The organism is Phaeobacter sp. JH20_34 (assembly GCF_048056095.1).
GTDB classification, from domain to species: domain Bacteria; phylum Pseudomonadota; class Alphaproteobacteria; order Rhodobacterales; family Rhodobacteraceae; genus Phaeobacter; species Phaeobacter bryozoorum.
The window spans coordinates 78,590-104,658 of the sequence record NZ_JAYMWT010000011.1 but is presented as its reverse complement, the minus strand read 5'-3'; the positions used below and the strand labels follow the sequence as shown (position 1 = coordinate 104,658).

25 protein-coding genes are annotated in these 26,069 nt (G+C 60.2%); 10 read left to right on the top strand and 15 right to left on the bottom strand.

Annotated features, from left to right (window positions below; genetic code table 11):
• The first annotated feature begins 32 nt into the window (after positions 1 to 32).
• On the top strand, positions 33 to 560 hold the full coding sequence (locus tag VWZ81_RS09905) for a DUF721 domain-containing protein (RefSeq protein WP_416542628.1): 528 nt from the start codon (positions 33 to 35) through the stop codon (positions 558 to 560).
• Entirely contained in the window at positions 557 to 1,228 is a 672-nt protein-coding gene (locus VWZ81_RS09900; protein ID WP_340546952.1) for a DsbA family protein, read from the top strand. Before VWZ81_RS09905 ends, VWZ81_RS09900 begins: the two co-directional genes overlap by 4 nt.
• Before the next feature lie 114 nt (positions 1,229 to 1,342).
• Here the strand turns inward: VWZ81_RS09900 and lpxK are convergent, their stop codons facing one another.
• The 5 genes from lpxK to VWZ81_RS09875 all read right to left on the bottom strand — a co-directional run bounded on the left by lpxK (position 1,343) and on the right by VWZ81_RS09875 (position 7,343).
• Positions 1,343 to 2,347, bottom strand: coding sequence for a tetraacyldisaccharide 4'-kinase (gene lpxK / locus VWZ81_RS09895; RefSeq protein ID WP_416542627.1), 1,005 nt, complete (start codon positions 2,345 to 2,347; stop codon positions 1,343 to 1,345).
• Positions 2,334 to 3,530 carry a 3-deoxy-D-manno-octulosonic acid transferase gene (locus tag VWZ81_RS09890; RefSeq protein WP_416537674.1) on the bottom strand — a complete coding sequence of 399 codons (1,197 nt, stop codon included), beginning with the start codon at positions 3,528 to 3,530 and terminating at the stop codon, positions 2,334 to 2,336. The genes lpxK and VWZ81_RS09890 overlap by 14 nt, the downstream gene beginning before the upstream one ends.
• Before the next feature lie 29 nt (positions 3,531 to 3,559).
• On the bottom strand, positions 3,560 to 4,363 hold the full coding sequence (locus tag VWZ81_RS09885) for an inositol monophosphatase family protein (protein WP_416542626.1): 804 nt from the start codon (positions 4,361 to 4,363) through the stop codon (positions 3,560 to 3,562).
• Positions 4,350 to 5,696, bottom strand: coding sequence for a TldD/PmbA family protein (locus tag VWZ81_RS09880; RefSeq protein ID WP_416537673.1), 1,347 nt, complete (start codon positions 5,694 to 5,696; stop codon positions 4,350 to 4,352). Before VWZ81_RS09880 ends, VWZ81_RS09885 begins: the two co-directional genes overlap by 14 nt.
• Before the next feature lie 123 nt (positions 5,697 to 5,819).
• Positions 5,820 to 7,343: a DUF2125 domain-containing protein gene (locus VWZ81_RS09875; protein ID WP_416542625.1), complete on the bottom strand. Its 1,524-nt coding sequence runs from the start codon at positions 7,341 to 7,343 to the stop codon at positions 5,820 to 5,822.
• A 132-nt stretch (positions 7,344 to 7,475) separates the two neighbouring features.
• Between VWZ81_RS09875 and VWZ81_RS09870 the strand changes: the two genes are divergently transcribed.
• Entirely contained in the window at positions 7,476 to 8,225 is a 750-nt protein-coding gene (locus VWZ81_RS09870) for an SDR family oxidoreductase (RefSeq protein ID WP_416541488.1), read from the top strand.
• Positions 8,222 to 8,839, top strand: coding sequence for an enoyl-CoA hydratase/isomerase family protein (locus VWZ81_RS09865; RefSeq protein WP_416534460.1), 618 nt, complete (start codon positions 8,222 to 8,224; stop codon positions 8,837 to 8,839). The genes VWZ81_RS09870 and VWZ81_RS09865 overlap by 4 nt, the downstream gene beginning before the upstream one ends.
• Positions 8,840 to 8,850: 11 nt before the next feature.
• Here the strand turns inward: VWZ81_RS09865 and VWZ81_RS09860 are convergent, their stop codons facing one another.
• On the bottom strand, positions 8,851 to 9,159 hold the full coding sequence (locus tag VWZ81_RS09860) for an HNH endonuclease (protein ID WP_340546944.1): 309 nt from the start codon (positions 9,157 to 9,159) through the stop codon (positions 8,851 to 8,853).
• Positions 9,160 to 9,249: 90 nt separating this feature from the next.
• Here VWZ81_RS09860 and VWZ81_RS09855 point away from each other — a divergent pair, with 90 nt between their 5' ends.
• Positions 9,250 to 10,473, top strand: a complete 1,224-nt coding sequence (locus VWZ81_RS09855) for a TIGR03862 family flavoprotein (RefSeq protein WP_416542624.1) — start codon at positions 9,250 to 9,252, stop codon at positions 10,471 to 10,473.
• Here VWZ81_RS09855 and VWZ81_RS09850 read toward each other — a convergent pair.
• The 5 genes from VWZ81_RS09850 to VWZ81_RS09830 all read right to left on the bottom strand — a co-directional run bounded on the left by VWZ81_RS09850 (position 10,446) and on the right by VWZ81_RS09830 (position 15,877).
• Entirely contained in the window at positions 10,446 to 11,036 is a 591-nt protein-coding gene (locus VWZ81_RS09850; protein ID WP_416542623.1) for a glutathione S-transferase family protein, read from the bottom strand. The genes VWZ81_RS09855 and VWZ81_RS09850 overlap by 28 nt on opposite strands.
• Before the next feature lie 119 nt (positions 11,037 to 11,155).
• Positions 11,156 to 12,184, bottom strand: a complete 1,029-nt coding sequence (gene holA / locus VWZ81_RS09845; RefSeq protein ID WP_416542622.1) for a DNA polymerase III subunit delta — start codon at positions 12,182 to 12,184, stop codon at positions 11,156 to 11,158.
• On the bottom strand, positions 12,181 to 12,723 hold the full coding sequence (gene lptE / locus VWZ81_RS09840; protein ID WP_416537669.1) for an LPS assembly lipoprotein LptE: 543 nt from the start codon (positions 12,721 to 12,723) through the stop codon (positions 12,181 to 12,183). Before lptE ends, holA begins: the two co-directional genes overlap by 4 nt.
• Entirely contained in the window at positions 12,710 to 15,283 is a 2,574-nt protein-coding gene (gene leuS / locus VWZ81_RS09835; protein WP_416542621.1) for a leucine--tRNA ligase, read from the bottom strand. The genes lptE and leuS overlap by 14 nt, the downstream gene beginning before the upstream one ends.
• Positions 15,284 to 15,388: 105 nt before the next feature.
• On the bottom strand, positions 15,389 to 15,877 hold the full coding sequence (locus VWZ81_RS09830; RefSeq protein ID WP_340546938.1) for a DUF3576 domain-containing protein: 489 nt from the start codon (positions 15,875 to 15,877) through the stop codon (positions 15,389 to 15,391).
• 280 nt (positions 15,878 to 16,157) lie between these two features.
• On the opposite strand from VWZ81_RS09830, the gene VWZ81_RS09825 reads away from it, so the two are divergent.
• A complete protein-coding gene (locus tag VWZ81_RS09825; protein WP_340546937.1) occupies positions 16,158 to 17,102 on the top strand; it encodes a porin in 945 nt (314 codons plus the stop codon).
• 112 nt (positions 17,103 to 17,214) lie between these two features.
• Complete coding sequence (locus VWZ81_RS09820; RefSeq protein ID WP_416542620.1) at positions 17,215 to 17,871, top strand: YggS family pyridoxal phosphate-dependent enzyme; 657 nt, start codon at positions 17,215 to 17,217, stop codon at positions 17,869 to 17,871.
• Positions 17,872 to 17,890: 19 nt separating this feature from the next.
• On the opposite strand, the gene VWZ81_RS09815 is transcribed toward VWZ81_RS09820, so the two are convergent.
• Together VWZ81_RS09815 and ribA are read right to left on the bottom strand one after the other, a co-directional pair.
• Positions 17,891 to 18,382 carry a L,D-transpeptidase family protein gene (locus VWZ81_RS09815; protein WP_416534506.1) on the bottom strand — a complete coding sequence of 164 codons (492 nt, stop codon included), beginning with the start codon at positions 18,380 to 18,382 and terminating at the stop codon, positions 17,891 to 17,893.
• Between the two features lie 35 nt (positions 18,383 to 18,417).
• Positions 18,418 to 19,506, bottom strand: coding sequence for a GTP cyclohydrolase II (gene ribA, locus VWZ81_RS09810; RefSeq protein ID WP_416542619.1), 1,089 nt, complete (start codon positions 19,504 to 19,506; stop codon positions 18,418 to 18,420).
• Between the two features lie 194 nt (positions 19,507 to 19,700).
• Here ribA and VWZ81_RS09805 point away from each other — a divergent pair, with 194 nt between their 5' ends.
• The 3 genes from VWZ81_RS09805 to VWZ81_RS09795 all read left to right on the top strand — a co-directional run bounded on the left by VWZ81_RS09805 (position 19,701) and on the right by VWZ81_RS09795 (position 22,174).
• On the top strand, positions 19,701 to 20,387 hold the full coding sequence (locus tag VWZ81_RS09805; protein WP_340546934.1) for a response regulator transcription factor: 687 nt from the start codon (positions 19,701 to 19,703) through the stop codon (positions 20,385 to 20,387).
• A gap of 283 nt (positions 20,388 to 20,670) precedes the next feature.
• Positions 20,671 to 21,459: an exodeoxyribonuclease III gene (locus VWZ81_RS09800; protein ID WP_416542618.1), complete on the top strand. Its 789-nt coding sequence runs from the start codon at positions 20,671 to 20,673 to the stop codon at positions 21,457 to 21,459.
• A 127-nt stretch (positions 21,460 to 21,586) separates the two neighbouring features.
• On the top strand, positions 21,587 to 22,174 hold the full coding sequence (locus VWZ81_RS09795) for a transglycosylase SLT domain-containing protein (RefSeq protein ID WP_340546932.1): 588 nt from the start codon (positions 21,587 to 21,589) through the stop codon (positions 22,172 to 22,174).
• A 77-nt stretch (positions 22,175 to 22,251) separates the two neighbouring features.
• On the opposite strand, the gene VWZ81_RS09790 is transcribed toward VWZ81_RS09795, so the two are convergent.
• On the bottom strand, positions 22,252 to 22,839 hold the full coding sequence (locus tag VWZ81_RS09790; protein ID WP_340546931.1) for a LolA family protein: 588 nt from the start codon (positions 22,837 to 22,839) through the stop codon (positions 22,252 to 22,254).
• 67 nt (positions 22,840 to 22,906) lie between these two features.
• The gene (locus VWZ81_RS09785) at positions 22,907 to 26,041 is read right to left on the bottom strand and encodes a DNA translocase FtsK (protein ID WP_416542617.1); all 3,135 of its coding nucleotides are present in this window, start codon (positions 26,039 to 26,041) and stop codon (positions 22,907 to 22,909) included.
• Positions 26,042 to 26,069 lie beyond the last annotated feature (28 nt).

Below are 26,069 nucleotides of genomic sequence, written 5' to 3'. Positions count from 1 at the left end.
AATAGGGCGAGCAGTCTAGCAAAACCACGGTCATGGCAGTGCAACGGACAAAATCTCGCGGGTTCAAGCGAACATCGCAGCTTCTGAACGATCAGATTCGCAAAGCCGGCGAAAGCCGGGGCTTTGCGGTGTCGCGCCTGCTCACCCATTGGGAAGAAATTGCCGGTCCCGACATCTCCTCTATCGCGCGCCCGGTCAATGTGCACTACGGGCGCGGTGGATTTGGAGCGACGTTGACGTTGTTGACCACCGGTGCCCATGCGCCGATGCTGGAAATGCAGAAAGAGCCTCTGCGCTGCAAGGTGAACGCGGTTTACGGCTATAACGCAATTTCCAAGGTCCGGATTACTCAGACCGCGCCCACTGGCTTTGCCGAGGGGCAGGTTTCCTTTAAATACGCTCCGAAGGTCCGCAAGCCCCAGGCGCCTGATCCGAAGGACGTAGCGGCGGCAGCCGAGGCTGCGACCGGGGTCGAAAGTGATGAATTGCGCGCAGCGCTTGAACGGCTTGGGCGCAACGTGCTGACGAAACAGAAAACTCTTAGAAAGGGGTATGAATGACCCGTTTGATGTCCGGCATCTTTGCCTCCGCTGTCGTTGCGGCGGGTGTCTATGGTTATGCCGCATTGCAAGGCGGCACCTCTCTGCCCGGCAACCCGCTGGTTGGGGCGGCCTACGCGCAAGATGCAGAGGTTGATACCTCCACCATCGTCGAGATGGTGCAAGGTGCCGAAGATGCTCCGGTAACGCTGATTGAATATGCGTCCTATACCTGTCCGCATTGCGCGAATTTCCACCAGGGTGCGTACAAGCAGCTGAAGCAGGATTACATCGACACCGGAAAGGTGAAGTTCATCTACCGCGAGGTCTATTTCGATCGCTATGGCCTTTGGGCGTCGATGATTGCGCGCTGTGGAGGACCTGAGAAGTTCTTCGGGATCAGCGACCTGATCTACAAGGGGCAATCTGATTGGGCCCGAGCGGGTGGCGCGACCGAAATCGTTGATGCGCTGCGCAAGATCGGGCGGCTCGCAGGTCTGGAAGAGGAACAGCTGGAGGCCTGTCTTCAGGATGGGACCAAGGCCCAGACCCTCGTCAACTGGTATCAGGAAAATGCGACAGAGCATGGCATCGAGTCCACGCCGTCGTTCATCCTGAACGGCAAGAAAGTGGAAAATCAGTCTTATGAGGCGTTCAAAGCGCTGATCGACGCCGAACTCGACGGCTGATACCCCTTCCTTTGGGAAAATGCAGATAGGAAAACCCGCCCGGTGACCGCGGCGGGTTTTTTGCAATCTGCTGCCAGACTGGATGAGAGTGCACCGTGTCTTCTTGCCCGAGTGTTATGGAGGCGGTGGAGCGACCTTGCGGATTTGGGCCAGAAGCGCGTCATCCTTGTCGATCTGCAGGCGCACCGGTAGCGTGATCACCTTGTTGCGAAAACTCTCTGGCAGCCGGACCGCGTCTTTTTCGGTGGTGACCATCTGGGCACCGATCAGCTTGGCTTCGGTTTCCAGCCGGGACATCAGGGCAGTGGACAGGGGTTGATGATCGTCCAACGCTTCACTACGGCGCAGATCCGCGCCAAGGTCACGCAGCGTCTCGAAGAATTTCCGTGGATGACCAATTCCTGCGAATGCCAGCACCGGCGTCCCCTGCCAGGGCATTCCGGTTTTCAAAGGCTCCAGTGCGCCGGAGTAATGTGGGCATGTCTTCAGGGCATCGCTCCAGGCTGACTGGAACCGTGCCTGCGCCTCGGGTCGGCCCAGCGACAATACCAGATCGGCGCGCGCAAGACCCGTCGCCACCGGCTCACGCAGTGGACCGGCGGGCAGGCAATGGCCATTGCCAAACCCACGCTCCGCGTCGACGACGACCACGGAAAGATCCTTGTGAACACTCGGGTTCTGAAAGCCGTCATCGAGCAGTATGACAGTCGCACCCGCCGCGGCAGCCGCCTGCGCACCGGCGGCGCGATCCTCAGCTTTCCAGACCTCTCCAAAGGCCGCCAGGAGCAGGGGTTCGTCGCCAACCTGACTGGCGCGATGACGGCCCGGATCGACCTGCACAGGACCGGACAGAGAGCCGCCATAGCCACGGGTCACCACATGTGGCTCATGCCCCATATCCCTGAGCCGTTCGAGAAACCAAATGACCGTTGGCGTCTTGCCGGTGCCACCGGCGTTGATGTTGCCGACACAGATCACCGGAACAGCCACCCGTAGCGCGGCGCCCTGCGCCAGGCGTCTGGCGGTGGCATATGCGTAGATCCGGCCAAGCGGCGCCAGCAAGGTCTTGCGAATATCGAAGTCTCCGGCGGGCTTGTGCCAGAAGTCAGGAGCTTTCATATCGGTCCTCTCGCTTGTCCAGCAACTCCTGGACGCGATCCATAAGGTGGTCGGTCATATCGGCGCCTTCTGTGACGATCTGCCAGCCGGCAAGCGCCATCTCCGCCGCCCGATCAGGGGCCGACAGGCTGAGCACGCCCTGCGCAAGATCTTCGGCATCGTTGATTTTCAGCGCGGCGCCAACCTCTGTCAGCCGCTCATATAAGGCAGCATATGTGCCAAGACCCGGCCCATGCAGGATCGCCGACCCGAGTGCTGCGGCATCCAGCGGGTTCTGTCCGCTTGCGTGGCGGGGCAGACTGCCGGCCAGCAGACACAGTGGCGAAAGCCGGTACCAGAGACCGGTGTCATCGGAAGAGCTGAGCAGGACTTGAGTGTATTCATCAGGCTCTTCGCCGCTGTCCCAATCGGCCAGCTGCAGGCCGCTGGCGATGATCGCATCGCGGGCCTCTGCGAGGTCCTGTTCATCGCGGATCGCGATTACCAGGAGCAACCGATGCAAAAGCCGCAGTACGCTGCGATGTGCCGTCAGGATGGTTGGCAGATCACCCAGCTCGGTCTGCGCAGAGAACCAGACCGGACGGCTCCCCAGCTGGGCCTGCATATGGGTAAGCTCATCGCTGTTGCAGCCAGGGGGCGTGGCCGACAACCGCAGGGGATTGGTCTGTTGGATCCGATCTGCAGCGACACCGAGCCGGAGCATCTGCGCTCGGGCCTCATCTGACGGGGTCATGATTTCGCTGAAGCGGTCGAAAAGCCGACGGCGCTGGTCCGGCAACCAACGACTGGTGCGATCGGGCAATTCTCTCGCTTCGATATCAACCAGTAGGCTGTCGATCTGACGTTCGCTCATCTGGCGCATCAGTCCACGACGGAGGTCTCCCCCCGACCAGATAAGCAGATCGGGGCGCCAGTGATCGAGAAACATCCGCACGTCGGCCGGGGTGTCATCCGGCGGTGGTCCCGCAGCGAGGTCGCAGCCCTCGACCAGTGGCCTGTTCGTGATGTCGCGGCTCCACGTCACCAAAACAGACAGATCGGGTCGAAGCGATTTCATACGGTTCCCGACATCGCCGAGAGCCATGTACCGCTCTGTCGTGGAGGCGTGGATCCACAGCACTTCGCCTGCGGGACGGGCAGGCCAGCGGAGGCTGCGGTCGGATGCGGCGGAAGGTCTCGACATGGCTACGGTTTTCCTGCTGCGCGCGGCTGTCAGAGCGGGCGAAGGCCGGGACCCTTCGGATCGAGCGCGGCAATCAGTTGTTCGTGCAGTCGCGGCGGCGCAGCGACAACGCCGTTGAGCGTAGGGTGAGGGTTGTTGAACCGCAAGCCGACGCCGAACCTGTCGCTGCACAGCCCTCCGGCCTCGCGCAGGATCAGGTCACCCGCTGCGATGTCCCATTCCCAACTGGGGCGCAGGGTCAGCATGGCATCAAAGCCCGCATCCGCGACCCGCGCCATTCGGTAGGCAAGCGAAGGGCGATGACTGCGATTGAACGCGGGTACCATGCCATTGTGCCAGTGTTCGGGGTCCTGCAGCGGTCTTGCCGCCAGAACATTTGCGGCGTTGAGGTCATCCTGTCGGGAAACCTCGACTGCTGTGCCATTGCAGGTCGCGCCTTGTCCAAGTGCTGCGCAATACATCAGCTCGCGCTGGGGCAGGTAGATGACTGCCGCCGTGATCGTCCTGTTATGCGCAACCGCCAGCGAATGGGCCCAGGTCCGAGATCCTTCGGCGAAACTGCGGGTGCCGTCGATAGGATCGACGATAAAGATCTTTTCACGGTTCAGACGTGTGCTGGTGTCTTCGCTTTCTTCAGACAGCCAGCCATAATCCGGGCGGGCGCCGGGCAGCACGTCGGCAAGCAGCTCGTTGACGGCGATATCAGCTTCCGTCACTGGCCCGCCACCGTCTGGTTTCTCCCATTTCTGCGCTTCGGGCCCAGAGTAGCGACAGGCGATATCGCCTGCCTGCTCTGCGGCGCGGATCAGCAGGGAAAGATCAGTTTCCGGCAAGGGTCATCCCCTCGACCAGCAATGAGGGCACAATGCGGGACAGATGGGTTCGCGCGTCATTGGCTGGAACAATACCGCGCAGCATGTCGCGCAGATTGCCTGCAATCGTGCATTCATTGACGGGATAGGCAATCTCACCGTTTTCCACCCAGAAACCGGCGGCCCCGCGAGAATAATCGCCGGTATTCGGGTTGATGGTGGATCCAATCATCGACGTGACCAGAAGGCCGGTGCCCATATTGGCAATCAGATCGGCGCGGCTATCGGGACCTTGGGTCAGCGCGATATTCCACTGCGATGGGGATGGCACCGAGCCGACACCGCGTGCAGCGTTGCCAGTGCTTTGCATTTCCAGCTTGCGGGCCGATGCGAGATCGAGCGTCCAGCCGGTCAGCATCCCGTTGTCGATAATGGCGCGGCGCTGCGTCGGCAGGCCTTCGCCATCGAAAGGACGCGATCCGGCAATCCGGGGGCGAAAGGGGTCTTCCGTGACGCTCAGATGCGTCGGCAGAATCTGATCTCCCAGAGCGTCCTTCAGCCAGGAGGACCCGCGGGCGATGCTCGCACCGTTCACCGCAGCCAAAAGATGGCCGATCAGAGAGGACGAGACGCGTTCGTCGAACAAAACCGGGTAGCTGCCGGTTTCCGGTTTGCGAGCGCCCAGCCGTTCGACTGCGCGCTCACCAGCCTGTCGTCCGATGTCATCAGCCGGCCGCAGATCTGCCTGGAAGGTTCGGGAGTCGCCGTCATAGTCACGTTCCATGCCGGTTCCGCTTCCTGCGATGGCGGTACAGGAGATCGAGCGGCTGCTGCGTTGGTAGCCACCGGAAAACCCGTTGGTCGCGGCCATATGGACCTTATGGCTGCCGTATCCGGCCGCCGCAGATTGTACCTGGGTTACCCCCGAAACGCCGAGGCCAGCCGCCTCAGCCGCCAGTGCATCCTCTTGCAAGGTGGCAGGGGCCGGTTCGTCGCTGGGATCAAAGAGCTCCAGCGCGGCGAGATCCCAATTCTGCGCAAGCTGGTGCGGTTCGGCCAGACCGGCATAGGGGTCCTCGGGGGCCTCGCGTGCCATGGCGACAGCGCGTTCCGCCATGGCCGTCAGGGTTTCGTCCCGCATGTCCGAGGCCGAAACGCAGGCCTGACGTTGCCCGACAAAGACCCGCAGGCCCAGATCCACCCCTTCGGACCGCTCGGCATGTTCCAGCGTGCCCTGACGCACTTCGATGGAGAGAGAGCTGCCTTCTGCCACCATCGCGTCGGCGGCATCGGCCCCCGCCTTGCGGGCGGCATCAAGAAGAGCGTGGCTTAGGCTTTCGGGGGTCTGGGTCATGGGCACCTACATGGGTTGAACATCACCTAGAGCTAGCCAGCGCAGCGAGAGGCTGCAAGGGCGCAGACAAAAAAAGGGGCCGCAATTTGCGGCCCCGATCATCCAGTCAGTCAGGTGCTGTGGTTACTTGATGCGCTGGCCGTTCGCCTTGATCTGACCATCCTCTGACACTTCGATCTTGGAGGTCAGCGTGTCCTCGCCATCGCCGGGAACCGCCAGCATGCCCATCATCATGCGCGCGCCCATGGCGTCGCTGTCCGAAACCAGACCCATTCCGATCAGCTTGTCCAGCAGCGTGTTGGCGCCCGTCAGCGTCAGGTTTGCCTCACCAGAAGGTGCCGGCATGCCGTCGAAGCTTTCCAGATCGTCATTGTTGAAGGCAAAATCCCCGGTGCCGGTCAGTTTTGCGCCTGCTACGGAGACTTCGAGCGCATTGACGGTCAGCGCGTGCAGCTCACCCGGCGCCTGTTCGCCGTTTTCCACCTCAGCCATGGCTTTCGGGTCAAAGAAATCGAAGGCCAGTTTTGCCTTGCCTGCCAGATCTAGCGCAACGGTTGCGGGATCGTGAGGCAGGGCACCGGTGGGATCCACCATACCCCAGAGCATTTCCGGCACGTCAAAGTCGCGCAGCAACACACCGAGGGCGAAATCCTGCTCTTCGTCGGATTGAGCAATCGGCATGGTCAGTTTGAAGGCGGCTTCGGCCATGGACAGCGCCAGCGGGAACGGCAGGTCCGAGCTGGTGATATTGGTTTCGGTGCGGTTCTGTTTGACGTCATAGGTCAATCCGTCGAGGCCCATGCTGAAGCCAATTGCTCCGCCTTCGGAGTTGCTATCCAGCGCAAAGGTATCGGTACCATCCTGGCCGCTGATTGCGCTGTTGCCACTTACAAAGTCAAATGTACCTTCAGCGTTGAAGCCACCGCGCAGCAGCGCCGCCATATCGTTGGTTTCCAGCCCTTCGGGAACAATTGTCGTGCCCGCGAAGCGCACACCCTGCATCGCCCCTTTGAAAGAGCCGCCATCGTTGGTTTCAGGCACCTTGATCGTCGCGTCAAAGTTCAGCGATTCACTGGTCATTGTCTGGTTGTAGGCGCGGACGTCAGAGTTGGTCATGACAGTTTTTGTCACAACATCCGCCAGCGTCATGGTCAGCTGTACGGTTTCGGCAGGGATGTCTTCGTCCGGGATCTTCAGATCCGTCACCGAGATTTTCATCAAGCTGCTGGCATAATCATAGGTCATCTCATCCGCGTCGCCGGAAACCAGCATCGGGCTGCCGTCGTGGGTGTAAACAATGGTCCCGCTCGCGACACCCTCCGGGCCGTCCATTTTGAACATCATCGGCATGTCTGCGGGCAGCATGATATTGACTGTGCCATCACCGTTTTCGACGAACTTGATGTCGGGGAGGGTCAGCGTGCCGCTGGTGTTTTCCTCCATGATTGGCATGGCCATCGAGATGTCAGAGACGGTCAGCGTATCGCCGGACATAGTCTCGGTGCCATTCACCGTGTAACCGGTGGCCGTCATGTAGGACTTCCAGTCCGACCAGACATCTTTTGCCGTTACATCTGCCAGGGCCGCCTGCGCAGAAAACGCCATAACAATCGCAACACCGCTGCTGCGGGCGAGGAAAACGGACATAAGTATACCTTTCGTGGTCTATTTTGCGCCATGGTTGGCCGGAGGAGGTGCCGGGTCAAGGGGGCATCCCACTGGACCGTTCCCCCTAACCAGTCTACCACATTTCAAAACAGGGATTTGGAGATTAATAGTATGGAGATCAAGGGCAAGACAGTTGTGATAACCGGCGCGAGCCGGGGTATCGGTGCCGATACGGCCCGTGTGTTTGCCGCTGCCGGGGCCAATGTGGCCTTGCTGGCAAGGAGTGAAGACAGCCTCGCCGAGCTGGCAAAAGAGATCGGCGGAAAGGTGCTGACCTTCGCCTGTGACGTGGCCGACTACCAGGCTGTAGCGGCCGCTGTCGCGCAAACCGAGGCGCAGTTTGGGCGGATTGATATACTGATCAACAATGCCGGTGTGGTCGATCCGATTGCCCGTCTTGAAGCGGCCGATCCTGACGACTGGGCCCGGCTGATCGACATCAATGTGAATGGTGTATTCAACGGAATGCGTGCGGTCCTGCCGGGGATGAAAGCAGCGGGTGGTGGAACAGTCCTGACCGTCAGCTCGGGTGCTGCGCATAACCCGGTGGAAGGCTGGAGTGCCTATTGCGCCTCCAAGGCGGCTGCCGCGATGCTGACCCGGTCCCTGCATCATGAAGAAGCGGCAAATGGGATTCGCGCCATGGGGCTGTCTCCGGGCACCGTAGCAACGGAAATGCAGCGGGTGATCAAGGCCAGCGGCGTCAATCCGGTCAGCCGGTTGGATTGGTCAGATCATATTCCGGCCGAGTGGCCGGCACGGGCTCTGCTGTGGATGTGCAGCGCGGCGGCGGACGACCTGGTCGGAACCGAAATCTCGTTGCGTGATGACGGCATCCGCAAGCAGGTCGGCCTGATATGATCGACCTCGACATCGGAGAGGACGGTCTTTGGACGGTCACCTTGAACCGGCCGGACAAGGCCAACGCATTGACCGTTCAAATGCTGGAGCAGCTCTGCGATATCGCGGCCCGCGCGCAGGGCGCGCGTGGGCTGATCATCACGGGGGCTGGCCGTGTTTTCAGCGCCGGTGCGGATCTGGATGCGGCGCGGGCCGGTCTTGCCACATCGCCATTGTGGGAGCAGCTGTCGGGAGCCATTGCCGACCTTCCCTGTCTTACCATTACTGCGTTGAACGGCACTTTGGCGGGCGGGGCAAATGGGATGGCACTGGCCTGCGATCTGCGAATCGCCGTGCCAACTGCGAAGGTGTTTTACCCGGTCATGAAGCTTGGCTACCGCCCGCAACCCTCTGACGCGCGGCGCATGTCGGCGTTGATCGGTCCCGCGCGCACGAAGCTGATCCTGGCCGCTGGACAGAAGATCTCCGCCGAGGAGGCGCAGCAGTTTGGGTTGATAGACCGGATTGTGCAGCCTGAGGACTTGATGGAGACAGCCCGTGACCTGATGGCGGATAGCCTCGCCGCCGAGATGGATATGGCGCAGGCGATCCTGTCCGATTGCACACGAGTCTAAACGCCGGCTAGTCAGCGTTTCCGCCGTCCTCCCGGTACCCGCGACTGAAAGGACGGCGGGCGTTTTTGCACCCAGGCGATGAATTTTGCCAGCCGGGGATGTTGGCGCAAGGCTTCGACCGTATGGAAGGACCGCGCCAGTTCCGCTTCGCTGAGTGCTGAATGGATTTCCTTGTGGCAGATGTGATGCAGCAAAACCGTTGGTCCGCCCTTACCGCCCTTCAGCTTGGGGATTAGGTGATGCAGGCTTTGTGCGACCTCTCTTGGGATCGGACGGTGGCACAGCGGGCATATGGGATCGGCGTCGGCAGACGGTGACATTGGCGCAGTCTCTGAGTATGGCTGGTTCAACCGTAGGACATGCGCCTGTGTCGGTCATCGGCAAGGGCAAGCGCGCAAGGAACCGTCTATTTGGGACAGGAACTGGAAAACTGGGACGCCGTGATCATCGGTGCTGGACCTGCGGGTTTGCGGGCTGCCGAAGAGCTCGGGGCAGCTGGTCACCGGACGCTTATAGTTGATGCCAAACCCTCGGTTGCCCGAAAATTCCTGATGGCCGGTAAATCGGGCCTCAACCTGACGAAAGACGAACCACGTTCGATGCTGCTCAGCCACTACGGCGCGGCGGCGGACTGGCTGGCGCCGATGATCGCGGAATGTGATGCGGCAGAGGTGATGGATTGGGCGACGGGGTTGGGCAGCACCTTGTTCACGGGCACCACAGGACGGGTTTTCCCCAGCGAAATGAAAGCCTCTCCGCTGCTGCGGGCGTGGCTGGCCCGGTTGGACGGATACGGGGTGGAGCGCCGCACCCGCTGGCGCTGGCTGGGGTGGCAAGGTGACGCTCTGCAGTTCGACACACCGGACGGCCTGCGGCAGGTCACGGCCGGGGCGACAGTTCTGGCCATGGGGGGCGCCAGCTGGGCACGACTGGGATCCGACGGCCGCTGGGCAGAGACACTGGCCGCCGACGCTGTGCCGCTTGCACCCTTCCAGCCCGCCAATGCCGGGCTCTTGATCCTTTGGTCAGATCACATGGCCCAGCATTTTGGCGCACCACTAAAGGGTATCGCATTATGCGCCGGTGCGGTTCGCACCCGTGGTGAGGCGGTGATCTCCCGGCAAGGGCTCGAAGGGGGAGGGGTCTATATGGTCTGCGCCGCTGTGCGCGAGGGCGCAGCGCTGCATATGGATCTGCTGCCCGATCTGTCGCTGGATCAGGTCATCGCACGTCTGACCCGCCCGCGCGGCAAATCCAGTTTGTCGACCCATCTGCGCAAGGTACTGAAACTGACACCGCCGCGTCTGGCGGTGATGCAGGAATTCGCGCGGCCATTACCAGCGGAGCCCGAGACGCTAGCCCGGCTGGTGAAGGCTGTGCCGATCCGCCATGCCGGGCTGAGGCCGATGGATGAGGCGATTTCCACCGCTGGCGGTGTTCAGGCCCGGGCTGTTGATTCAGGATTGATGTTGCATGCGCGTTCCGGCGTGTTCTGCGCCGGGGAAATGCTCGACTGGGAAGCCCCAACGGGAGGGTATCTGCTGACCGCCTGCCTGGCGACAGGACGTTGGGCGGGGCGGTCAGCCGTCGACTATCTGGCCGGTAGTTACGCCACCGATGCCGCTACCGCCTGAAAGGCGGGACGTGCGCGCATGCGCTTGCTATAGGCCAGAAGGACGTCGCTCTCGATTGGGAACTTGGCGCTATAGGCCCAGTTCAGGCAATGGGTGCAGATGATGTCAGGTATGGTGAACTCCTCGCCCATCAGAAATGGACCAGCCATCATGTTTTCAAGCCGCGCGAGATTGCGGGAAAATTCCCACTTCAGACTGTCTTTGACCTCGGGCACTCGTTTGTCTTCGGGCAGAATGAAACTGTGGCGCGCCCCGGTCCACAGCAAAGCGTCCAGCTCGTCCAGAAGAAGATGTGTCATTGCATCCTGCTTTGCTCGCGCAATCGTGCCGGCAGGGGCGGTCAATTGCCCGTGCTTGTCCGCCAGATAGGTAATGATCGCTGTCGAATCGGTGATCACATCGTCCCCGTCCTTGAACACAGGGACCTTGCCGGAGGCGTTGAGGGCCAGAACCTCCTCGCTTTGCGGAGAGGCCGGGTTCAGCTCATAGGGCTGGCCCATTTCCTCAAGCGCCCAAAGCACGCGGTAACTGCGGGTCAGCTGTTTGCCGATAACGGTGTACATTTCGAGATCTCCCTGCGGTTTCTGTCCGAAACGGAACCGGGTTCCGGCTGTGGGGTCAAGCCATTCTCAAGCAGCCGTGATCTGGACGCAGCGTCTGGACCCGCCCGACAGCCAAGGGCTCACCCGACGCGGCTGAGACGCGCCAGTTGGATCAAGGCACGTTCCATCAACGCAAGAGCCGGTGCGGTCTGTCCGGCTGAGCGCAGCTGTAGATCGGTATCGGTCAGCAGGGTCAGCGCAGTTTCAAGTTTGAAAGCGCCCCAGCTCTGGGCCTGTCGCAGAAGCCGGTCGCGACGTTTTCCGTAGGCCGGCGGCCGCAAGCGCCCGATGCCCTGTGCTGGACCTCCGGGATCGGAGGCAATTGTGTAGAGGGTCCGAAAATGCCGGGTCGCGCCGATGCAAAGCGTTACGGCGTTGGTGCCCTGTGCCTGCAGACGACCCATGAGCGGGCCAATTTCGGCACCGCGCCCCTCTGCCACGATATTGAGCATATCATCGACTGCAGCTTCGGTGGATTGCGGCGCGATCGCCTGAATGTCTTCGAGCGTCAGCTGCGTGCTGTCCTCGTATTTGTAGAGTGCAAGTTTCTCAACCATGCGGGAGAAATCACCGGGTCCAATATCATTCGCGATATCGACCAGCGCAGACATACTGTCCACAGGGACGTCACGGATCCGGGCTTCGGTCAGGATACGTTCGATTTCGCTGCGTGATGGCGGATCATCATAGATCCCCGTGGCATAGGCGTTCCGGTGACTTTCAAAAGCCTTGCGCAGCTTGGACGTTGCCTTCAATTGTCCGGCCGTCACCACAATCTGCGCGTCGCCCGGCTGCCAGGCCTCAAGCGCTGCGATAATAGCTGGTGCTGCGGTGTCATTGGCTTCTTCGACAAATACCGCGCGGATGCCGGGAAAGAACCCTACGGCCTTGACCGCATCCATCAACAGGGCTGCGTCCTTGCGTAGATCCGCAGCCGACATCCGCGTCAGACGCATCTCTTCTTCTGCGGTTGGTCCCAGGAGCGCTGCCAGCATCTGCTGTCGCTTCAACGACACCCGCATGGCGTCGGGGCCGTAGATCAACAGGCCTGTCTTCGCCGGATCCGGTTTGGCGAAATATCCGTCCGCCTCGCGTGGGCTCAGTTTCATTTGGAAGCAGCCGGGGTCTGGCTCCTGCCGGTCTGGCCGAGATCAGCCGTGCTCAGCAGATCAGTCGTGATCTGATCCGCGAGGATCATCATGAGCCGCCGGTGAGCATCACGTTCACCGGCAAGAGTTTCAACAGTGGTTCCGGTTGCGGAATAGCCGGTGAAATTCTCGACGTCACCACTGGCGACGATGGTGCCATCGGACTGCCGTGTCAGCACATAGGCTGCCTGCCCGACGATGGAATAGCGGGTGATTTCATTGTCGGCAGTGATCGCCTGACCTTCGCTTCGGGTGCGCAGTTTCAGGTCCAGCGCATAATCTGCACCAGACCCGCGTCCCAACCGGCTTTCGAGATTCTGGACCAGGAAATAGGCGTCGGTATCATCCGTAGCGCCCAGCGTTTCCGGGGCTTGCACCCTTACCGCGCCATAAAGCACGGATCCGCTGCCACCGGGCGCGTAAACCGGAGTGAAACCGCAGGCCGCCACCAACAAAGAAGCGGCCAATGCGATGAGGTATTTTGGCCTACGCCACGACATTCACAATCCGACCCGGCACGACAATCACCTTCTTTGGAGCGGCGCCATTCAGCGCCTTTTGCACAGCTTCATGCGCGAGGGCGATTTTTTCAACCTCATCCTTGCCGAGGTCCTTGGCAACGGTGATTTCACCGCGGCGTTTGCCGTTGACCTGAATCGGCAGGGTGACGCTGTCTTCCACCAGCATCGATTCATCCGCAACCGGCCAAGGGGCCGTTGCGCACAGGCCTTCGCCCCCCTGATGGTTCCAGATGTCCTCAGCCAGATGCGGCGTCATCGGAGACATCAGCTGGGCCAGTGTCATGATCGCCTGTTTCTGCGCGGCAGCCCCGGCCTTGGATTTGGCAAGGGTGTTGGTGAAGCTGTAGAGTTTTGCAATCGCCGCATTGAAACCAAAGGTTTCAATGCTGAGGGTAACATCGCGGATTGCCTTATGCATATCGCGCAGCAGCTCATCGTCGCCCTCACCGCCAGCGCTCGGGTCCATCTCGCCGATGCGATCGCAGAGATTCCAGACGCGGTTCAGGTGCTTATGCGCGGCTTCTGCACCAGAGGCCGTCCATTCCACATCTCGTTCAGGCGGTGAGTCGGAGAGCACAAACCAGCGTGCCGTATCCGCCCCATAAGACGAGATGATGTGCAGCGGATCGACGACGTTGTTTTTGGATTTCGACATCTTGGCCGAGGGGATGACCTTGACCGTTTCGCCGGTTTCCTTGACCACAACCGCACCGTCGCGCTCCTCGACCTCTTCCGGGTAGTGGTAGATCGGGCGGTCATTCTCAGTGCGGCGCTCCGCGTTTTCATAGATTGCATGTGTCACCATGCCTTGGGTGAACAGCGCGTCAAAGGGTTCCTTGGCCTTCTCGGGCAGGTGACCGCAGATCTGCATGGCACGGGCAAAGAAGCGCGAATAAAGCAGATGCAGAATCGCGTGCTCGACGCCGCCGATATACTGATCGACGTTCATCCAGTAGTCGGCATCCTCCATCCGAGTCGGTGTTTCGGCGTCGGGCGCGGTGAAACGGGCGAAATACCACGACGAATCAACGAAGGTATCCATTGTGTCGGTTTCGCGCTGCGCAGGCTTGCCACAGGCAGGGCAGGCACAGTTGCGCCAGCTGGGATGACGATCCAGCGGGTTTCCGGGGATCGAGAAGTCAATCGCCTTGCCGTCTTCGTCATAGGGCAGCGCGATGGGCAGGTTTTCCTTCTTCTCCGGTACCACGCCGCAGTCCGGGCAATGCACCACGGGAATCGGGCAACCCCAGTAGCGCTGGCGCGACAGACCCCAGTCGCGCAGGCGGAATTTGGTGACACCTGCACCCCAGCCTTCGCGTTCGGCCTTGTCGACGGCGGCATTTACGGCCTCTTCACCAGTTTGCTCATCCGCACCGGCGAAGCCTTTGACATAGCGAACCTTCTCGGCCTTGGTCGGGACATAGGCCTCGGTCAAGGGGCTGTCATCTTCAGGGTTCTGGAACACCGGAATGATGGGCAGGCTGTATTTGGTCGCGAATTCGAAATCGCGCTGGTCATGTGCAGGGCAGGCAAAGATCGCGCCGGTGCCGTAGTCCATCAGAATGAAGTTCGCGATCCAGACCGGCAGCTCCCAATTCGGATCCAGCGGATGCTTCACGCGGATACCGGTGTCATAGCCCAGCTTCTCGGCGGTCTCGATGGCCTCTTCGGTCGTGCCCCCCTTGCGGCATTCGGCGACAAAGGCGGCGACTTCTTCCGAGTCGGCTTCCAGCGCCTTGGCAATCGGGTGATCGGGAGAGATGCCCACGAAAGATGCGCCGTTCAGCGTATCGGGGCGGGTTGTGTAAACCTCGATCGGATCGCCGCCATCGCTGCGGGTAAAGCTGAACTGAAGGCCGCGTGATTTTCCGATCCAGTTCTCCTGCATCAGACGCACCTTGGCGGGCCAATTTTCCAAAGTGTCCAGCGCGGTCAGCAGCTCATCCGAATAATCGGAGATCTTGAAGAACCACTGCGTCAGCTCGCGGCGCTCGACCAAGGCGCCGGAGCGCCAGCCTCGGCCGCCTTCGACCTGCTCGTTCGCCAATACGGTCATGTCGACCGGATCCCAGTTCACCACGGCATTTTTGCGGTAGACCAAACCTTTTTCGAGGAAATCGAGGAACAGAGCCTGCTGCTGGCCATAGTAGGATTCGTCGCAAGTGGCGAACATCCGCGACCAATCCAGCGACAGGCCCAGCGGTTTCATCTGTTCGACCATCGTGTCGATATTCGCGTAGGTCCAGTCCTTGGGGTGACCGCCGCTGGCCATCGCGGCGTTTTCAGCGGGCATACCAAAGGCATCAAACCCCATCGGGTGCAGTACGTTATGGCCGGTCGACAGTTTGTAGCGCGCGATCACATCGCCCATGGTGTAATTGCGCACGTGCCCCATGTGCAGTTTGCCCGATGGATAGGGGAACATCTCCAAGACGTAATACTTCGGTTTGTCAGCGGAGCGTTTCGCCTGAAAGATCCCGGCTTTTTCCCATGCGTCCTGCCAACGCGCTTCGATTTCCGGGGCAACATAACGGGGCATCAGAGCTGTCCTTCGTAGATAAAAACGCCAGGTTTGGGGCCTGGCGCTTGTGATAGTGATGTTTGCCCGCCTGTTCCAGAGGGCAGAAGAGGGGGATGCGCCGGGTTAAAGCTTGCGGTCGGCGATGCGCAGCTGGCGGGCCCGAGAGAGAATCGCATCCTCGATCGCGCGTGCTGTACTGGCGCTGACCGGGCCGTTGCGGGTCTGAAGCGACACGTTCAGCGAGCGGGCATCCAGTGCGGGATCCTTGATATGAACCGTTGCGCGATAGGCGCGCCCGCCACCCGGGGGAGTACCGTAACCTGTGACGATCACACCGGTGTAGGGTTCGACGGTTTGCAGCGGCAGGAAGTCCAGCACATCCAGCGTTGCGGTCCAGAGGTAACGGTTCACCTGAACAATCTGTTCGGCCTTCGTGGGTTTGAAGGCATCCCAGATTGTCGTGCCTTCTATGTTCTCCGGGTTACGCGGGTTGCCGCCAATGACGTTTTCATTATAGGCCGACGGGCCGCCGCGGTTCTTGCCGCCGAATGCGCCACAGCTGGCGGTGACAGCCAGAAGCGAGATGAGTCCAAGTTTCGTGAGCCAGCGCATGATGGGCAAGATCCGTTGCTATTCCGGTTGCGGACTAGTCCTAGCCAAGCGATAGGGCGGCAACAAGCCTATTCTTTAATAGACTCTCTCTGTGCGAAGCCGTTGATGCCGCTCGGGTTAAGATACTGTGACATGGTTGCATCAACTTCGGGCCGAAAGGATTTGCCGCCTGCGCCCAAGCTTGCGTAACGACCCCAAAAAGAGCGAAACGGAGGGCGTACTCAGACTTGTGCCACTCAGCGCCTGTTTGAGCTTGGACATTTAAACCCGAGGGAAAAACATGAAAAAGATTCTCTTCGCTTCGACTGCGCTGGTCGCCACCGCTGGTGTTGCAGCAGCAGACGTTTCGTTCGGTGGCTACGGCCGCTTTGGTATCGGCTACGTTGAAGATCGTACCGTTGGTGGCACTTCCGACACCGTGATCGTCAGCCGTTTCCGCATGAACATCGATGGCTCCGCTGAAACCGACGCAGGCGTGAAGTTCTCCGCTCGCGTTCGTATGCAGGCTGACGAAGATGCAGCTTCCGGCGAAGCAAACGCAGCTGGCCTGAACGGCGCGCGTTTCTCGGTTGAGTACGGCGGTCTGCGTGTTGACGTAGGTAACGTTGCTGGCGCAATCGACAACCTGCCCAACTACTACGGCAACGAGCCGGGCCTGGAAAACTTCGTTGGTCAGTACTCCGGCGTTAACTACGACTTCGTTGGTTACTCCTCCGGTGGCGCAGGCGTGAACGGCGTTTACGCTCGTTACGCAGTTGGTGACTTCGCTGTTGCTGCGTCCTACGACCAGGCGGCAAACGGTGGCGACGGCGACCGTTTCGACATCCACGCTGCTTACACCTTCGGCAACATCACTGCCGCTCTGGCATACGGTGAAACCGACAACGGCGCAGCAGACGACGACGACATCGTTGTTCTGTCGCTGGGCGGCACCTGGGGCGCATTCTCCGGCACCCTGCTGGTTGGTGATGAATCCATCGCGGGCAACGTTGCTCAGTCCGACACCTTCTACGGTATCTCTGCTGCTTACGACGTAAGCTCCGCAACTACCCTGACCTTCGCTTACGGCGACGGTTCCGGCGACGGCGACACCCGCAACGTTGGTCTGGGCGTGATCCACGACCTGGGCGGCGGTGTCTCCCTGCGCGGTGGTATCGGCGAGAGCAAAGTGGGCAGCGCCGACGGCCAGATGCGTGCCGACTTCGGTGCTCAGTTCAGCTTCTAAGCTGACCTGAACCACTACGGTTCTTGGGGCGGGCTCTTACGAGCTCGCCCTTTTCTTTTGTGCAGAAACCGTGTTTGTCTGCGGCAACATCTGACCATAGTGAGACTGCCCCATGTCGCTTCAGGAGATCCAATCCCGCATTCATACCGCCGAAGAAAAAGCTGGCCGCCCTCGAGGGTCGGTGCAGCTGATCGCGGTATCCAAGGTTCAACCCAACGACAGGGTCGCGGCGGTTCTGGAAGAGGGGCATCGCTGTTTTGGCGAGAATCGTGTGCAGGAAGCCGCCGGAAAATGGCCGGACTTCTCGACGCGCTACTCGGAACTGGATCTGCACCTGATTGGCCCGCTGCAGACCAACAAGGCGCGGCAGGCGATGGATCTGTTTCAGAACATTCATACTGTTGACCGCGCGAAACTGGCCAAGACCATCGCGCGGCTGGCGCAGGAACTGGGCCATTGTCCAAAGCTGTTCGTCCAGGTCAACACCGGCGAGGAGCCGCAGAAAGCCGGGATCCCTCCGGGTGAAGCAGATGCCTTCATTCGCGAATGTCAGGATATGGATCTGCCCCTCGAAGGTCTGATGTGTATTCCGCCCGCAGCTGAGGAACCGAGCCTGCATTTTGCTCTTCTCCGCAAGATCGCAGAGAGAAATGGCCTAACGGGCCTGTCGATGGGCATGAGTGGTGATTTTGAAACTGCTGTTGCGTTAGGCGCGACCCATGTGCGTGTTGGATCGGCCATCTTCGGTGCGCGCGCTTACGAGCTCTGATAGCCTGCGCGGCAACGTCTCAGCGCGCCAGCGGTGGCACCACAAGGCGTGTACCGGGCAGAACCAGTTTGGCCAGCCAGTGTAAATCCTGACGCGAAAAAGCGATGCAGCCCTCGGTCGGGAAGCCGGGGCGCCGCCACTGATGCAGGAAGATTGCCGACCCACGGCCGGGCTCGGCAACCGGCCAGTTCCAATCCGTGACCAGGACCAGATCATACAACGGGTCAGCACGTCTGAGGGCTTCATGGCTGTCGGAGTATGGCGCGCGGACGTGTTGGTTGTAATCCTCGGCGTCGGAAGCGTCGGACCACAGGTCGCCGGGCCCGATCGGCTCAGCCCAATCGGTTGGTGGTGCCATTCGGTCCGGTCGATAGAGCATACCGACGACAAGATGGCAGCCGATTGGCGTTGCACCATCGCCCTCGACCTTGTTCGGACTCAGCCCACCGCGCCCGATTGAACAGGGCAGGGTGCGTCCAGCAAAGCGCAGGCCCCTTGGGGTGAGCAGCATATCGGTTGACCGCAGGTCACGCGGGATGCCCGATCTCATAGCATGTGGCCGGATTTGGCGGCTTTTGTTGCGAGATATTCGCGGTTGAACGCGGTCTCCCCGACCTTCAGCGGTACCCGTTCGGTGACTGTGATGCCGGTTTTTTCCATCATGGAAATCTTGTTGGGGTTGTTGGTCAGCAGTCTCACCGAAGAAAAGCCCAGCTCCTTCAGGATTGCGGAGCCTAGGCGAAAATCTCTCTCATCATCTTCGAACCCAAGGCGATGATTGGCCTCAACCGTGTCAAACCCCTGATCTTGCAGGGAATATGCGCGCATTTTATTAGCAAGGCCAATGCCGCGCCCCTCCTGGTTGAGGTAGAGCAGTACGCCCTGTCCTTCGGCGCCCATCTGGTTCAGCGCTCCATGCAGCTGGGGGCCGCAATCGCATTTGAGCGAGCCAAGAACATCGCCTGTGAAACACGCGGAATGCAGTCGGGCAAGGACTGGAAGGCTACGGTCAGGTTTGCCGATTTCGATGGCATAATGTTCTTCCGCGCCATCTTCCGGGCGAAAGATGTGCAGCCGCCCGGCTTCGGCTGCAGCGATTGGAAGACGAGCTGCGGCGACGGGATGAAGCGGCGAACTTTCGACCATCAGCGGTGCAACTGCGGCGAGCGGCAGGGTTGTCAGCCCATGGCTCTGGGCGAATTGTGCGGGATGTTGCAGGGGGCAAACCACCGCGGCAGGCAACAGGCGGGCCGATTTGGCCAAGGCAATGGCCAACCGGTGCAGCTCTGCATTGCCTTCGCGACCGCTTTGAAGCGGGCCCTTCATCGGTGTGCTCAGGTCGTCAGCGGGGTCGGCAACGGCCTGAAGCCAAGACAGATCCGCTGAATTTGGAACGCTGATGCGGGCAACATCGCCATCATAGGCACGGGCCTTCAGAGTACTCGCCCGCCGGGCTGTCACGGCCAATGTCAGCGGGCCAAGCGTGCGCAGGCTCGCCAGTCGGGTGCTGTCCAATGGTTCAACCGCGACGGCCAATACCGCCTGATCGGGCGTGGTCAGGACGACCGGCAAGCCCATACGCAGGTCCACCCGCGCGCGGGCCAGTAGGTCGATCATCGTGGGCATCAGACTCATGCGGAAATCCTGTGGGTCATTGACGTCTTGGGGCGCGGCACCGCTGCGGTGAACAGTATTTAAGTAGTCATAAACGATGGAAAAGTGAAACAATTCCCGCCCCATGGACACGTCGGCGTGAAACTCTTGCAGCATAACTTGTGATCGGGCGGCGGACTGCGCATCTGTTGTGCACGGCACAGGAGGACAAGGTTATGGCCCAACTGAAGAAAATTCTGCTTGTAGACGATGATGAAGATCTGCGCGAAGCCCTGAGCGAGCAGCTGGTTATGACCGAAGACTTCGACGTGTTCGAAGCCGAGAACGGTCAGACAGCTATGGAGCGCGCAAAAGAGGCGCTTTATGACCTGATCATCCTGGATGTTGGCCTCCCCGATACCGATGGCCGCGAACTCTGCCGCCTGATGCGCAAACAAGGTGTGAAAGCACCGATTCTGATGCTGACCGGGCATGACAGCGATGCGGATACGATCCTCGGTCTGGATGCCGGGGCGAATGACTATGTTACCAAACCGTTCAAGTTCCCGGTCCTGCTGGCCCGGATCCGCGCGCAGCTGCGCCAGCATGAACAATCCGAAGATGCCGTATTTGCACTTGGTCCTTATACGTTCAAACCGGCGATGAAACTGCTTCTGACCGAGGACGATCGCAAGATCCGCCTCACCGAGAAGGAAACCAATATCCTGAAATTCCTGTACCGCTCTAACGAGGGGGTTGTGCAACGCGATGTGCTGCTGCACGAGGTCTGGGGCTACAATGCCGGGGTTACAACCCATACGCTGGAAACCCATATCTACCGACTTCGCCAAAAAATTGAACCAGATCCGTCAAATGCACGTATACTAGTCACAGAGTCGGGTGGCTACAAACTGGCCATCTGACACCTCAGCGCCACAGAATCGCCCGGTCTGGGAGGTACGGTGGTCATTGAGACAAGTGCGACGGCACTGACGAGAGATCCCGTGCATGTCCGGGTAATGACATGTTCCTCCCTGTTGGACTGCCGGGCCTAGTGCCCGGCTTTTTTTCGTTCATAGCAGCGCGAATGATGAAGATACGGCGATGATTTCGCCGTTTTCCCGATGCCATTTGTGCACTGGTATCACCGCGCCAGAGCGGGCAGTATCCGGCCAACAGCACAGACATTTGAGAAAGAGGCGCGCGATGTCGTTTACCCTAGCCACCTGGAATATCAATTCGGTTCGCCTGCGGGAGCCGATTGTCTGCAAGCTGTTGGCAGAGGAGGGACCGGATGTACTCTGCCTGCAGGAGTGTAAGAGCCCGGTCGACAAGATTCCCTTGGAGCAATTTGCCGAGCTGGGCTACGGCCATATGATCGCCCGCGGCCAGAAGGGTTACAACGGCGTCGCAATTCTTTCCCGGCTGCCGATCGAGGATGTCGGTGACAAGGATTTTGCCGGTCTTGGCCATGCCCGCCACATCGCGGGCCGTCTCGAAAATGGCGTTACCATCCATAACTTTTATGTCCCCGCTGGCGGCGATGTGCCTGACCGCGAGGTCAATGAGAAATTCGGCCAGAAGCTCGACTATCTTACTGATATGCGGGACTGGTTTCACTCTGAGCGGCCGGAAAAATCCATCCTTGTCGGAGACCTCAATATCGCGCCACGCGAAGATGACGTCTGGGATCACAAGAAGCTGCTGAAAGTGGTGAGCCACACTCCGATTGAGGTCGAACATTTCGCCGATGTCATGGAGGCGGGTGGCTGGTCGGATGTCACCCGCAATGATATCCCGGATGGGCGGCTCTACAGCTGGTGGAGCTACCGTGCCAAGGATTGGGATGCGGCGGACAAGGGGCGCCGACTGGACCATGTCTGGGCCAGCTCCGACATCAAAAAATCCTCCCATTCCAGTCGGGTAATGCGGGATGCGCGTGGATGGGAGAAACCAAGTGACCATGCGCCTGTCTTCGCGACATTTGACCTCTGACCGCCGATGATCGGTGGCGCTGGTCCGGGACAGGTTGCCGGCGCCACGGAATAGTGATTTTCACGCCGCTCGTGATTAGCTACACTGCCGCCAAAATACGCCCAGTGATTTACAAGAGGCAGAGGCAATGAGCAGAATCATAGGCGCCATGATCCTATTGCTGATCGTGGCATCCTGCGGAGGTGGCGGTGGCTCACCGCCGCGCAATCTCGACAATGCGTGCAGCATCATCAAGCAACGGCCCGAGTATCTGAAGGCGTTCCGCGCCACAGAGAAGCGCTGGGGTGTTCCCATGCATGTGCAGATGGCCATCATCCATCAGGAAAGCCGTTTCCGGTCCGACGCGCGCACACCGCACCGCTTTGCGCTAGGGGTGATCCCGATGGGGCGGCAGTCCAGCGCTTATGGCTACAGTCAGGCGCTCGATGGCACCTGGGACGATTATCGCAAATCTGCCGGCCGCCGCGGCGCCAAGCGCAACCGGATCAAGGACGCCACCGATTTCATGGGCTGGTATATGAACCAGACGCGGGACCGCAACGGTGTGTCGCTCTATGATGCGCGCAACCAGTACCTAGCCTACCATGATGGCCATACCGGTTTCGCCCGCGGAACCTACCGATCCAAACCATGGCTGCTGCGGGTTGCTGCCAAGGTACAGGCGCGGGCTGAGATGTATCAGACACAGCTTGCCACCTGTCGCCGCGCACGCTGACTGTTGCGATCATTACGACAAGAGACCCCCCGTCCGATTGTTCGGGCGGGGGGTCTCTTGTCTGACGTCGCCACTCTTTAGCGTGACGGGGCTGAACTGGTGTTGAACAGTTTGGAGGACAGCTTGACCCCGGTTTGCAGCCCGCCAAGGATCACCGTGGTCTTGCCGCCGGAACCATCGTGGATCACCCATTTCCGCAGCTCAACCGGGTTGTCGGTGAACATCATTTCGATACTGCCATATTCCGGGTTTTTAGGATCCTGCGCGCGAATAATCGTGGAGGTGCCATCGAAGCCGTGACCCACCACCATATTGGCACGGCCCAGGTTCACATTGCGGGCCAGGATCAGCGAAAGTGGCGTTCGGTTGAGTGGATAGGTCTCCGGCGGCTGGTTTGACTTCGGATCCTGAATCAGAACAGCGCCCGCGCCTGCAACCACAACCCCCTTGTTGGGCGGATCATATTCGAACCGCATCCGTCCGGGCCGGTGCATATAAAGCTTGCCGGTAGAGAGGCTACCATCGTCATTAATCTGGCTGAACGGGGCTGTCGCAGTAGAGATCCCGTTCAGATATTGCGAAACGTCGTTCAGGCTCAGTTTCTCGGCTGCCCATGCAGCCGGGGCACAGAGCGTCAGCGCTAGGGCGTAGGCAAGTTGTTTCATGGTTTCTAAATAGGGAGACATTGGCAAATGTGAAGAGGCGGGACCAATTGGCCCCGCCGTGAAACGACTATTGCTCGGGAACCAGAATTTCCCTTTTTCCGACGTGGTTTGCAGGAGAGACGAGCCCTTCTTCCTCCATCTGCTCAACAAGACGTGCTGCCTTGTTGTAGCCGATGGCCAGTTTTCGCTGGATATAGGAGGTCGAGCATTTGCGATCCTTGATGACGATCTGTACCGCCGTATCGTATAGCGCGTCCTCGGTATCGGTATTGCCACCGGTAGAGAGACCCAGCACCGCATCAATATTGTCGGCCTTATCGTCATCCGGGCCGTCAAGCACATTGCCGATATATTCGGGCGGTCCGAATTGCTTGAGGTGGTTGACCACCTCTTCGACTTCTTCATCTGACACAAACGGGCCGTGGCAGCGGGTTATCTTCGCGCCGCCCGCCATATAGAGCATGTCGCCCATACCCAGCAGCTGCTCGGCGCCCATTTCGCCGAGAATGGTCCGGCTGTCGACCTTGGAGGTCACCTGGAACGAAATCCGCGTAGGGAAATTCGCCTTGATCGTACCGGTGATCACGTCGACCGAGGGCCGTTGCGTGGCCATGATCAGGTGAATGCCCGATGCCCGGGCCATCTGCGCCAGACGCTGGATGCAGGCCTCGATCTCCTTCCCCGCAACCATCATCAGGTCGGCCATCTCATCGACGATGACCACGATATAGGGCAACGCCTCGGGCGCGAATTCTTCGGTTTCAAAGACCGGTTCGCCTGTGTCGTCGTCAAATCCGGTTTGCACGGTGCGGCTGAACATCTCGCCTTTGTTAAGCGCTTCTTTCACCCGGCCATTGTAGCCCGCAATATTCCGCACGCCCATTTTCGACATCTTGCGATAGCGATCTTCCATTTCGCCGACTACCCATTTCAGGGCGACGACGGCCTTTTTCGGATCTGTCACCACAGGCGAGAGAAGATGCGGAATGCCATCATATACGGAGAGTTCCAGCATCTTCGGGTCGATCATGATCAGACGGCATTCTTCGGGCGTCAGCTTGTACAGCAGCGACAGGATCATGGTGTTGATCGCCACCGATTTACCCGAGCCGGTGGTCCCTGCGATCAGCAGGTGAGGCATTTTCGCAAGGTTGGCGACCATGCTGTCACCGCCAATATCCTTGCCAAGCGCCAGTGGCAGCGCATGGGTGCCATCGCCAAAATCGCGTGACGCAAGAATTTCGCGAAGGACAACTTTCTCACGCTTGTCGTTGGGCAGTTCGATACCGATCACGGTGCGACCCGGCACGGTAGAGACCCGCGCGGATAGTGCGGACATGGAGCGTGCGATATCATCGGCCAGACCGATCACGCGGCTGGCCTTGAGACCCGGTGCCGGCTCCAGTTCATACATGGTGACAACGGGACCGGGGCGCACCGAGACGATGTCACCCTTGACGCCATAGTCATCCAAGACCGATTCCAGCATTCGCGCGTTTTCTTCCAGCGCCTCGTCACTCAGGTGGTGGCGTTCGATCTGTGCCGGGCTGGTCAGCAGCGAGAGCGGCGGCAATTCGAAATCACTGCTGGCATCTTCAAAGGCCAAGGGGGGCTGTGCTTCGGCCTTTGCGCGGGCCGATGGCTGCGGCGGCTTGCGGACTGGCTGTTCCACAACAGCCCGACGTGGCTCTGCCACCGGAAGTGTCACAGGGGGCGTTACGGGCGGGGCGACCGTCGCCGCTGCCGCATGAGATGCGGCGGCGCTTTCTGCGGTACGGCGCAGAACCTGCGCACCGCTGGCGTCTGGGGTCGGAGCGCTTGGCAGCCCTTCGGAGGCGACATGGTCGACGAACCCAGCTGACGCCGGATGCTCATATGCAGCACTATTGTACCCCGGGTGCGGCTCAGCATCGGGGGAATATCCGACCTCTGGTGCGGGTGGAACAGGCGGGACCGTTCCCATCGCCGCCTCCATAGCGTCCATCGACGCACCGGTCAGCGGTGGTTCGGGCGGCAGACCTTCGACGTTGTGATTAGGGTTGAAAATCAGGGGTTCCGGTCGACGTCCACGGCCCTTGGTCAGCGGGAAATCCACTTCGGGTGCCACATCAGCAGCGCGGCGCACGCGTACGGCACTGGCAATTTTTTCGGCGATCCGCTCATCGCCGGGAAGGGTGTCCAGATCCGCTGCCCTGCTCGCCTCACTCAGGACGGGTTCAACAAGTTCCGGTTCGGGCATCACTGGTTCGACCCGGCGGATGAGGTTCGGCACACGGGCAAACAGGCCAGTCTTTTCCTTGACCGGTTCGGGCTCATCTTCGTGGCGCATGTCAAATGCCGGTTCTACCCGGCCATAAGGGGCGGCTGCCGGCCCAAGCACCGGAGCACCAAGCGGCGGCGCTGCTGTGGGCCCGTCGTCGAACTCCAACGGCTCGAACATCTGCGGGTCGGTTTCGGTGCTGTCGACGACATCTGCCATCGCGACCGCTGCTGCTGTACGTTCGGCGCGGCGGCTTCGATAGTTGAGTGCTGCCTGCATGCCGCTTGCTGCGCCCCGGCCGAGGACACCGGCGATCGCACCGTAGATCAGAATGAGACCCACCAATACGAACCGCAGACCACGGGTGACTTCAGCGCGGGTAAAGCCGAGGACGGTGGCGCCCAGGCCCAACATTCCAAGCGCGGTGAGGAGTGAGAGGAATTTGACCAGAAAGATCAGCCCAACTGGCAGCAGGGCCAACAGCATCCCCAGAAAGGTATATCCGATCATACCGCCGAGACCGAAGGTATGCGCCGATTTCCAGGCGTCGGATGGGACCAGCGTTTCCAGATGCAAGGAGACCAGCAGCAGCCAGGGCAGCGACAGTAGCAGCGGCCACAGGAACCGGTCTTCGCCGCGATGCAAGATGCAGCGTCCACCCCAGACGGTCAGGAAGAGCGCGATCGCCCAGCTGGCCTTGCCAAAGAGCGTGATCAGAATGAAGGCCAGCGATGCACCGGTGCGACCCAGCATATTCTGGACCGGGGCGTCAGTCGACACCATCCAGTTCGGATCATCCGCCGAATAGCTGCCGATCATCAGGGCAACCATCAGGCCGAGGCCAATCAGCAGTGCGCCAATCAGTTCCTTGCCACGCTTCTCGATGGCCGCCTGCATGTTACTGTCCAGCAATGGATCGCGGCTGCGCGTCTGAAATGCCATGCCTACCTCGTTTCATCTTGTCCGTCGG

Excerpts from the sequence above, each read along its gene's own strand:
- VWZ81_RS09905 (WP_416542628.1), top strand. The coding sequence starts at position 33 with ATGGCAGTGCAACGGACAAAATCTCGCGGGTTCAAGCGAACATCGCAG.
- VWZ81_RS09900 (WP_340546952.1), top strand. The coding sequence starts at position 557 with ATGACCCGTTTGATGTCCGGCATCTTTGCCTCCGCTGTCGTTGCGGCG.
- lpxK (WP_416542627.1), bottom strand. The coding sequence starts at position 2,347 with ATGAAAGCTCCTGACTTCTGGCACAAGCCCGCCGGAGACTTCGATATT.
- VWZ81_RS09890 (WP_416537674.1), bottom strand. The coding sequence starts at position 3,530 with ATGTCGAGACCTTCCGCCGCATCCGACCGCAGCCTCCGCTGGCCTGCC.
- VWZ81_RS09880 (WP_416537673.1), bottom strand. The coding sequence starts at position 5,696 with ATGACCCAGACCCCCGAAAGCCTAAGCCACGCTCTTCTTGATGCCGCC.
- VWZ81_RS09875 (WP_416542625.1), bottom strand. The coding sequence starts at position 7,343 with ATGTCCGTTTTCCTCGCCCGCAGCAGCGGTGTTGCGATTGTTATGGCG.
- VWZ81_RS09870 (WP_416541488.1), top strand. The coding sequence starts at position 7,476 with ATGGAGATCAAGGGCAAGACAGTTGTGATAACCGGCGCGAGCCGGGGT.
- VWZ81_RS09865 (WP_416534460.1), top strand. The coding sequence starts at position 8,222 with ATGATCGACCTCGACATCGGAGAGGACGGTCTTTGGACGGTCACCTTG.
- VWZ81_RS09860 (WP_340546944.1), bottom strand. The coding sequence starts at position 9,159 with ATGTCACCGTCTGCCGACGCCGATCCCATATGCCCGCTGTGCCACCGT.
- VWZ81_RS09850 (WP_416542623.1), bottom strand. The coding sequence starts at position 11,036 with ATGTACACCGTTATCGGCAAACAGCTGACCCGCAGTTACCGCGTGCTT.
- holA (WP_416542622.1), bottom strand. The coding sequence starts at position 12,184 with ATGAAACTGAGCCCACGCGAGGCGGACGGATATTTCGCCAAACCGGAT.
- lptE (WP_416537669.1), bottom strand. The coding sequence starts at position 12,723 with ATGTCGTGGCGTAGGCCAAAATACCTCATCGCATTGGCCGCTTCTTTG.
- leuS (WP_416542621.1), bottom strand. The coding sequence starts at position 15,283 with ATGCCCCGTTATGTTGCCCCGGAAATCGAAGCGCGTTGGCAGGACGCA.
- VWZ81_RS09830 (WP_340546938.1), bottom strand. The coding sequence starts at position 15,877 with ATGCGCTGGCTCACGAAACTTGGACTCATCTCGCTTCTGGCTGTCACC.
- VWZ81_RS09825 (WP_340546937.1), top strand. The coding sequence starts at position 16,158 with ATGAAAAAGATTCTCTTCGCTTCGACTGCGCTGGTCGCCACCGCTGGT.
- VWZ81_RS09820 (WP_416542620.1), top strand. The coding sequence starts at position 17,215 with ATGTCGCTTCAGGAGATCCAATCCCGCATTCATACCGCCGAAGAAAAA.
- VWZ81_RS09815 (WP_416534506.1), bottom strand. The coding sequence starts at position 18,382 with ATGCTGCTCACCCCAAGGGGCCTGCGCTTTGCTGGACGCACCCTGCCC.
- ribA (WP_416542619.1), bottom strand. The coding sequence starts at position 19,506 with ATGAGTCTGATGCCCACGATGATCGACCTACTGGCCCGCGCGCGGGTG.
- VWZ81_RS09805 (WP_340546934.1), top strand. The coding sequence starts at position 19,701 with ATGGCCCAACTGAAGAAAATTCTGCTTGTAGACGATGATGAAGATCTG.
- VWZ81_RS09800 (WP_416542618.1), top strand. The coding sequence starts at position 20,671 with ATGTCGTTTACCCTAGCCACCTGGAATATCAATTCGGTTCGCCTGCGG.
- VWZ81_RS09795 (WP_340546932.1), top strand. The coding sequence starts at position 21,587 with ATGAGCAGAATCATAGGCGCCATGATCCTATTGCTGATCGTGGCATCC.
- VWZ81_RS09790 (WP_340546931.1), bottom strand. The coding sequence starts at position 22,839 with ATGAAACAACTTGCCTACGCCCTAGCGCTGACGCTCTGTGCCCCGGCT.
- VWZ81_RS09785 (WP_416542617.1), bottom strand. The coding sequence starts at position 26,041 with ATGGCATTTCAGACGCGCAGCCGCGATCCATTGCTGGACAGTAACATG.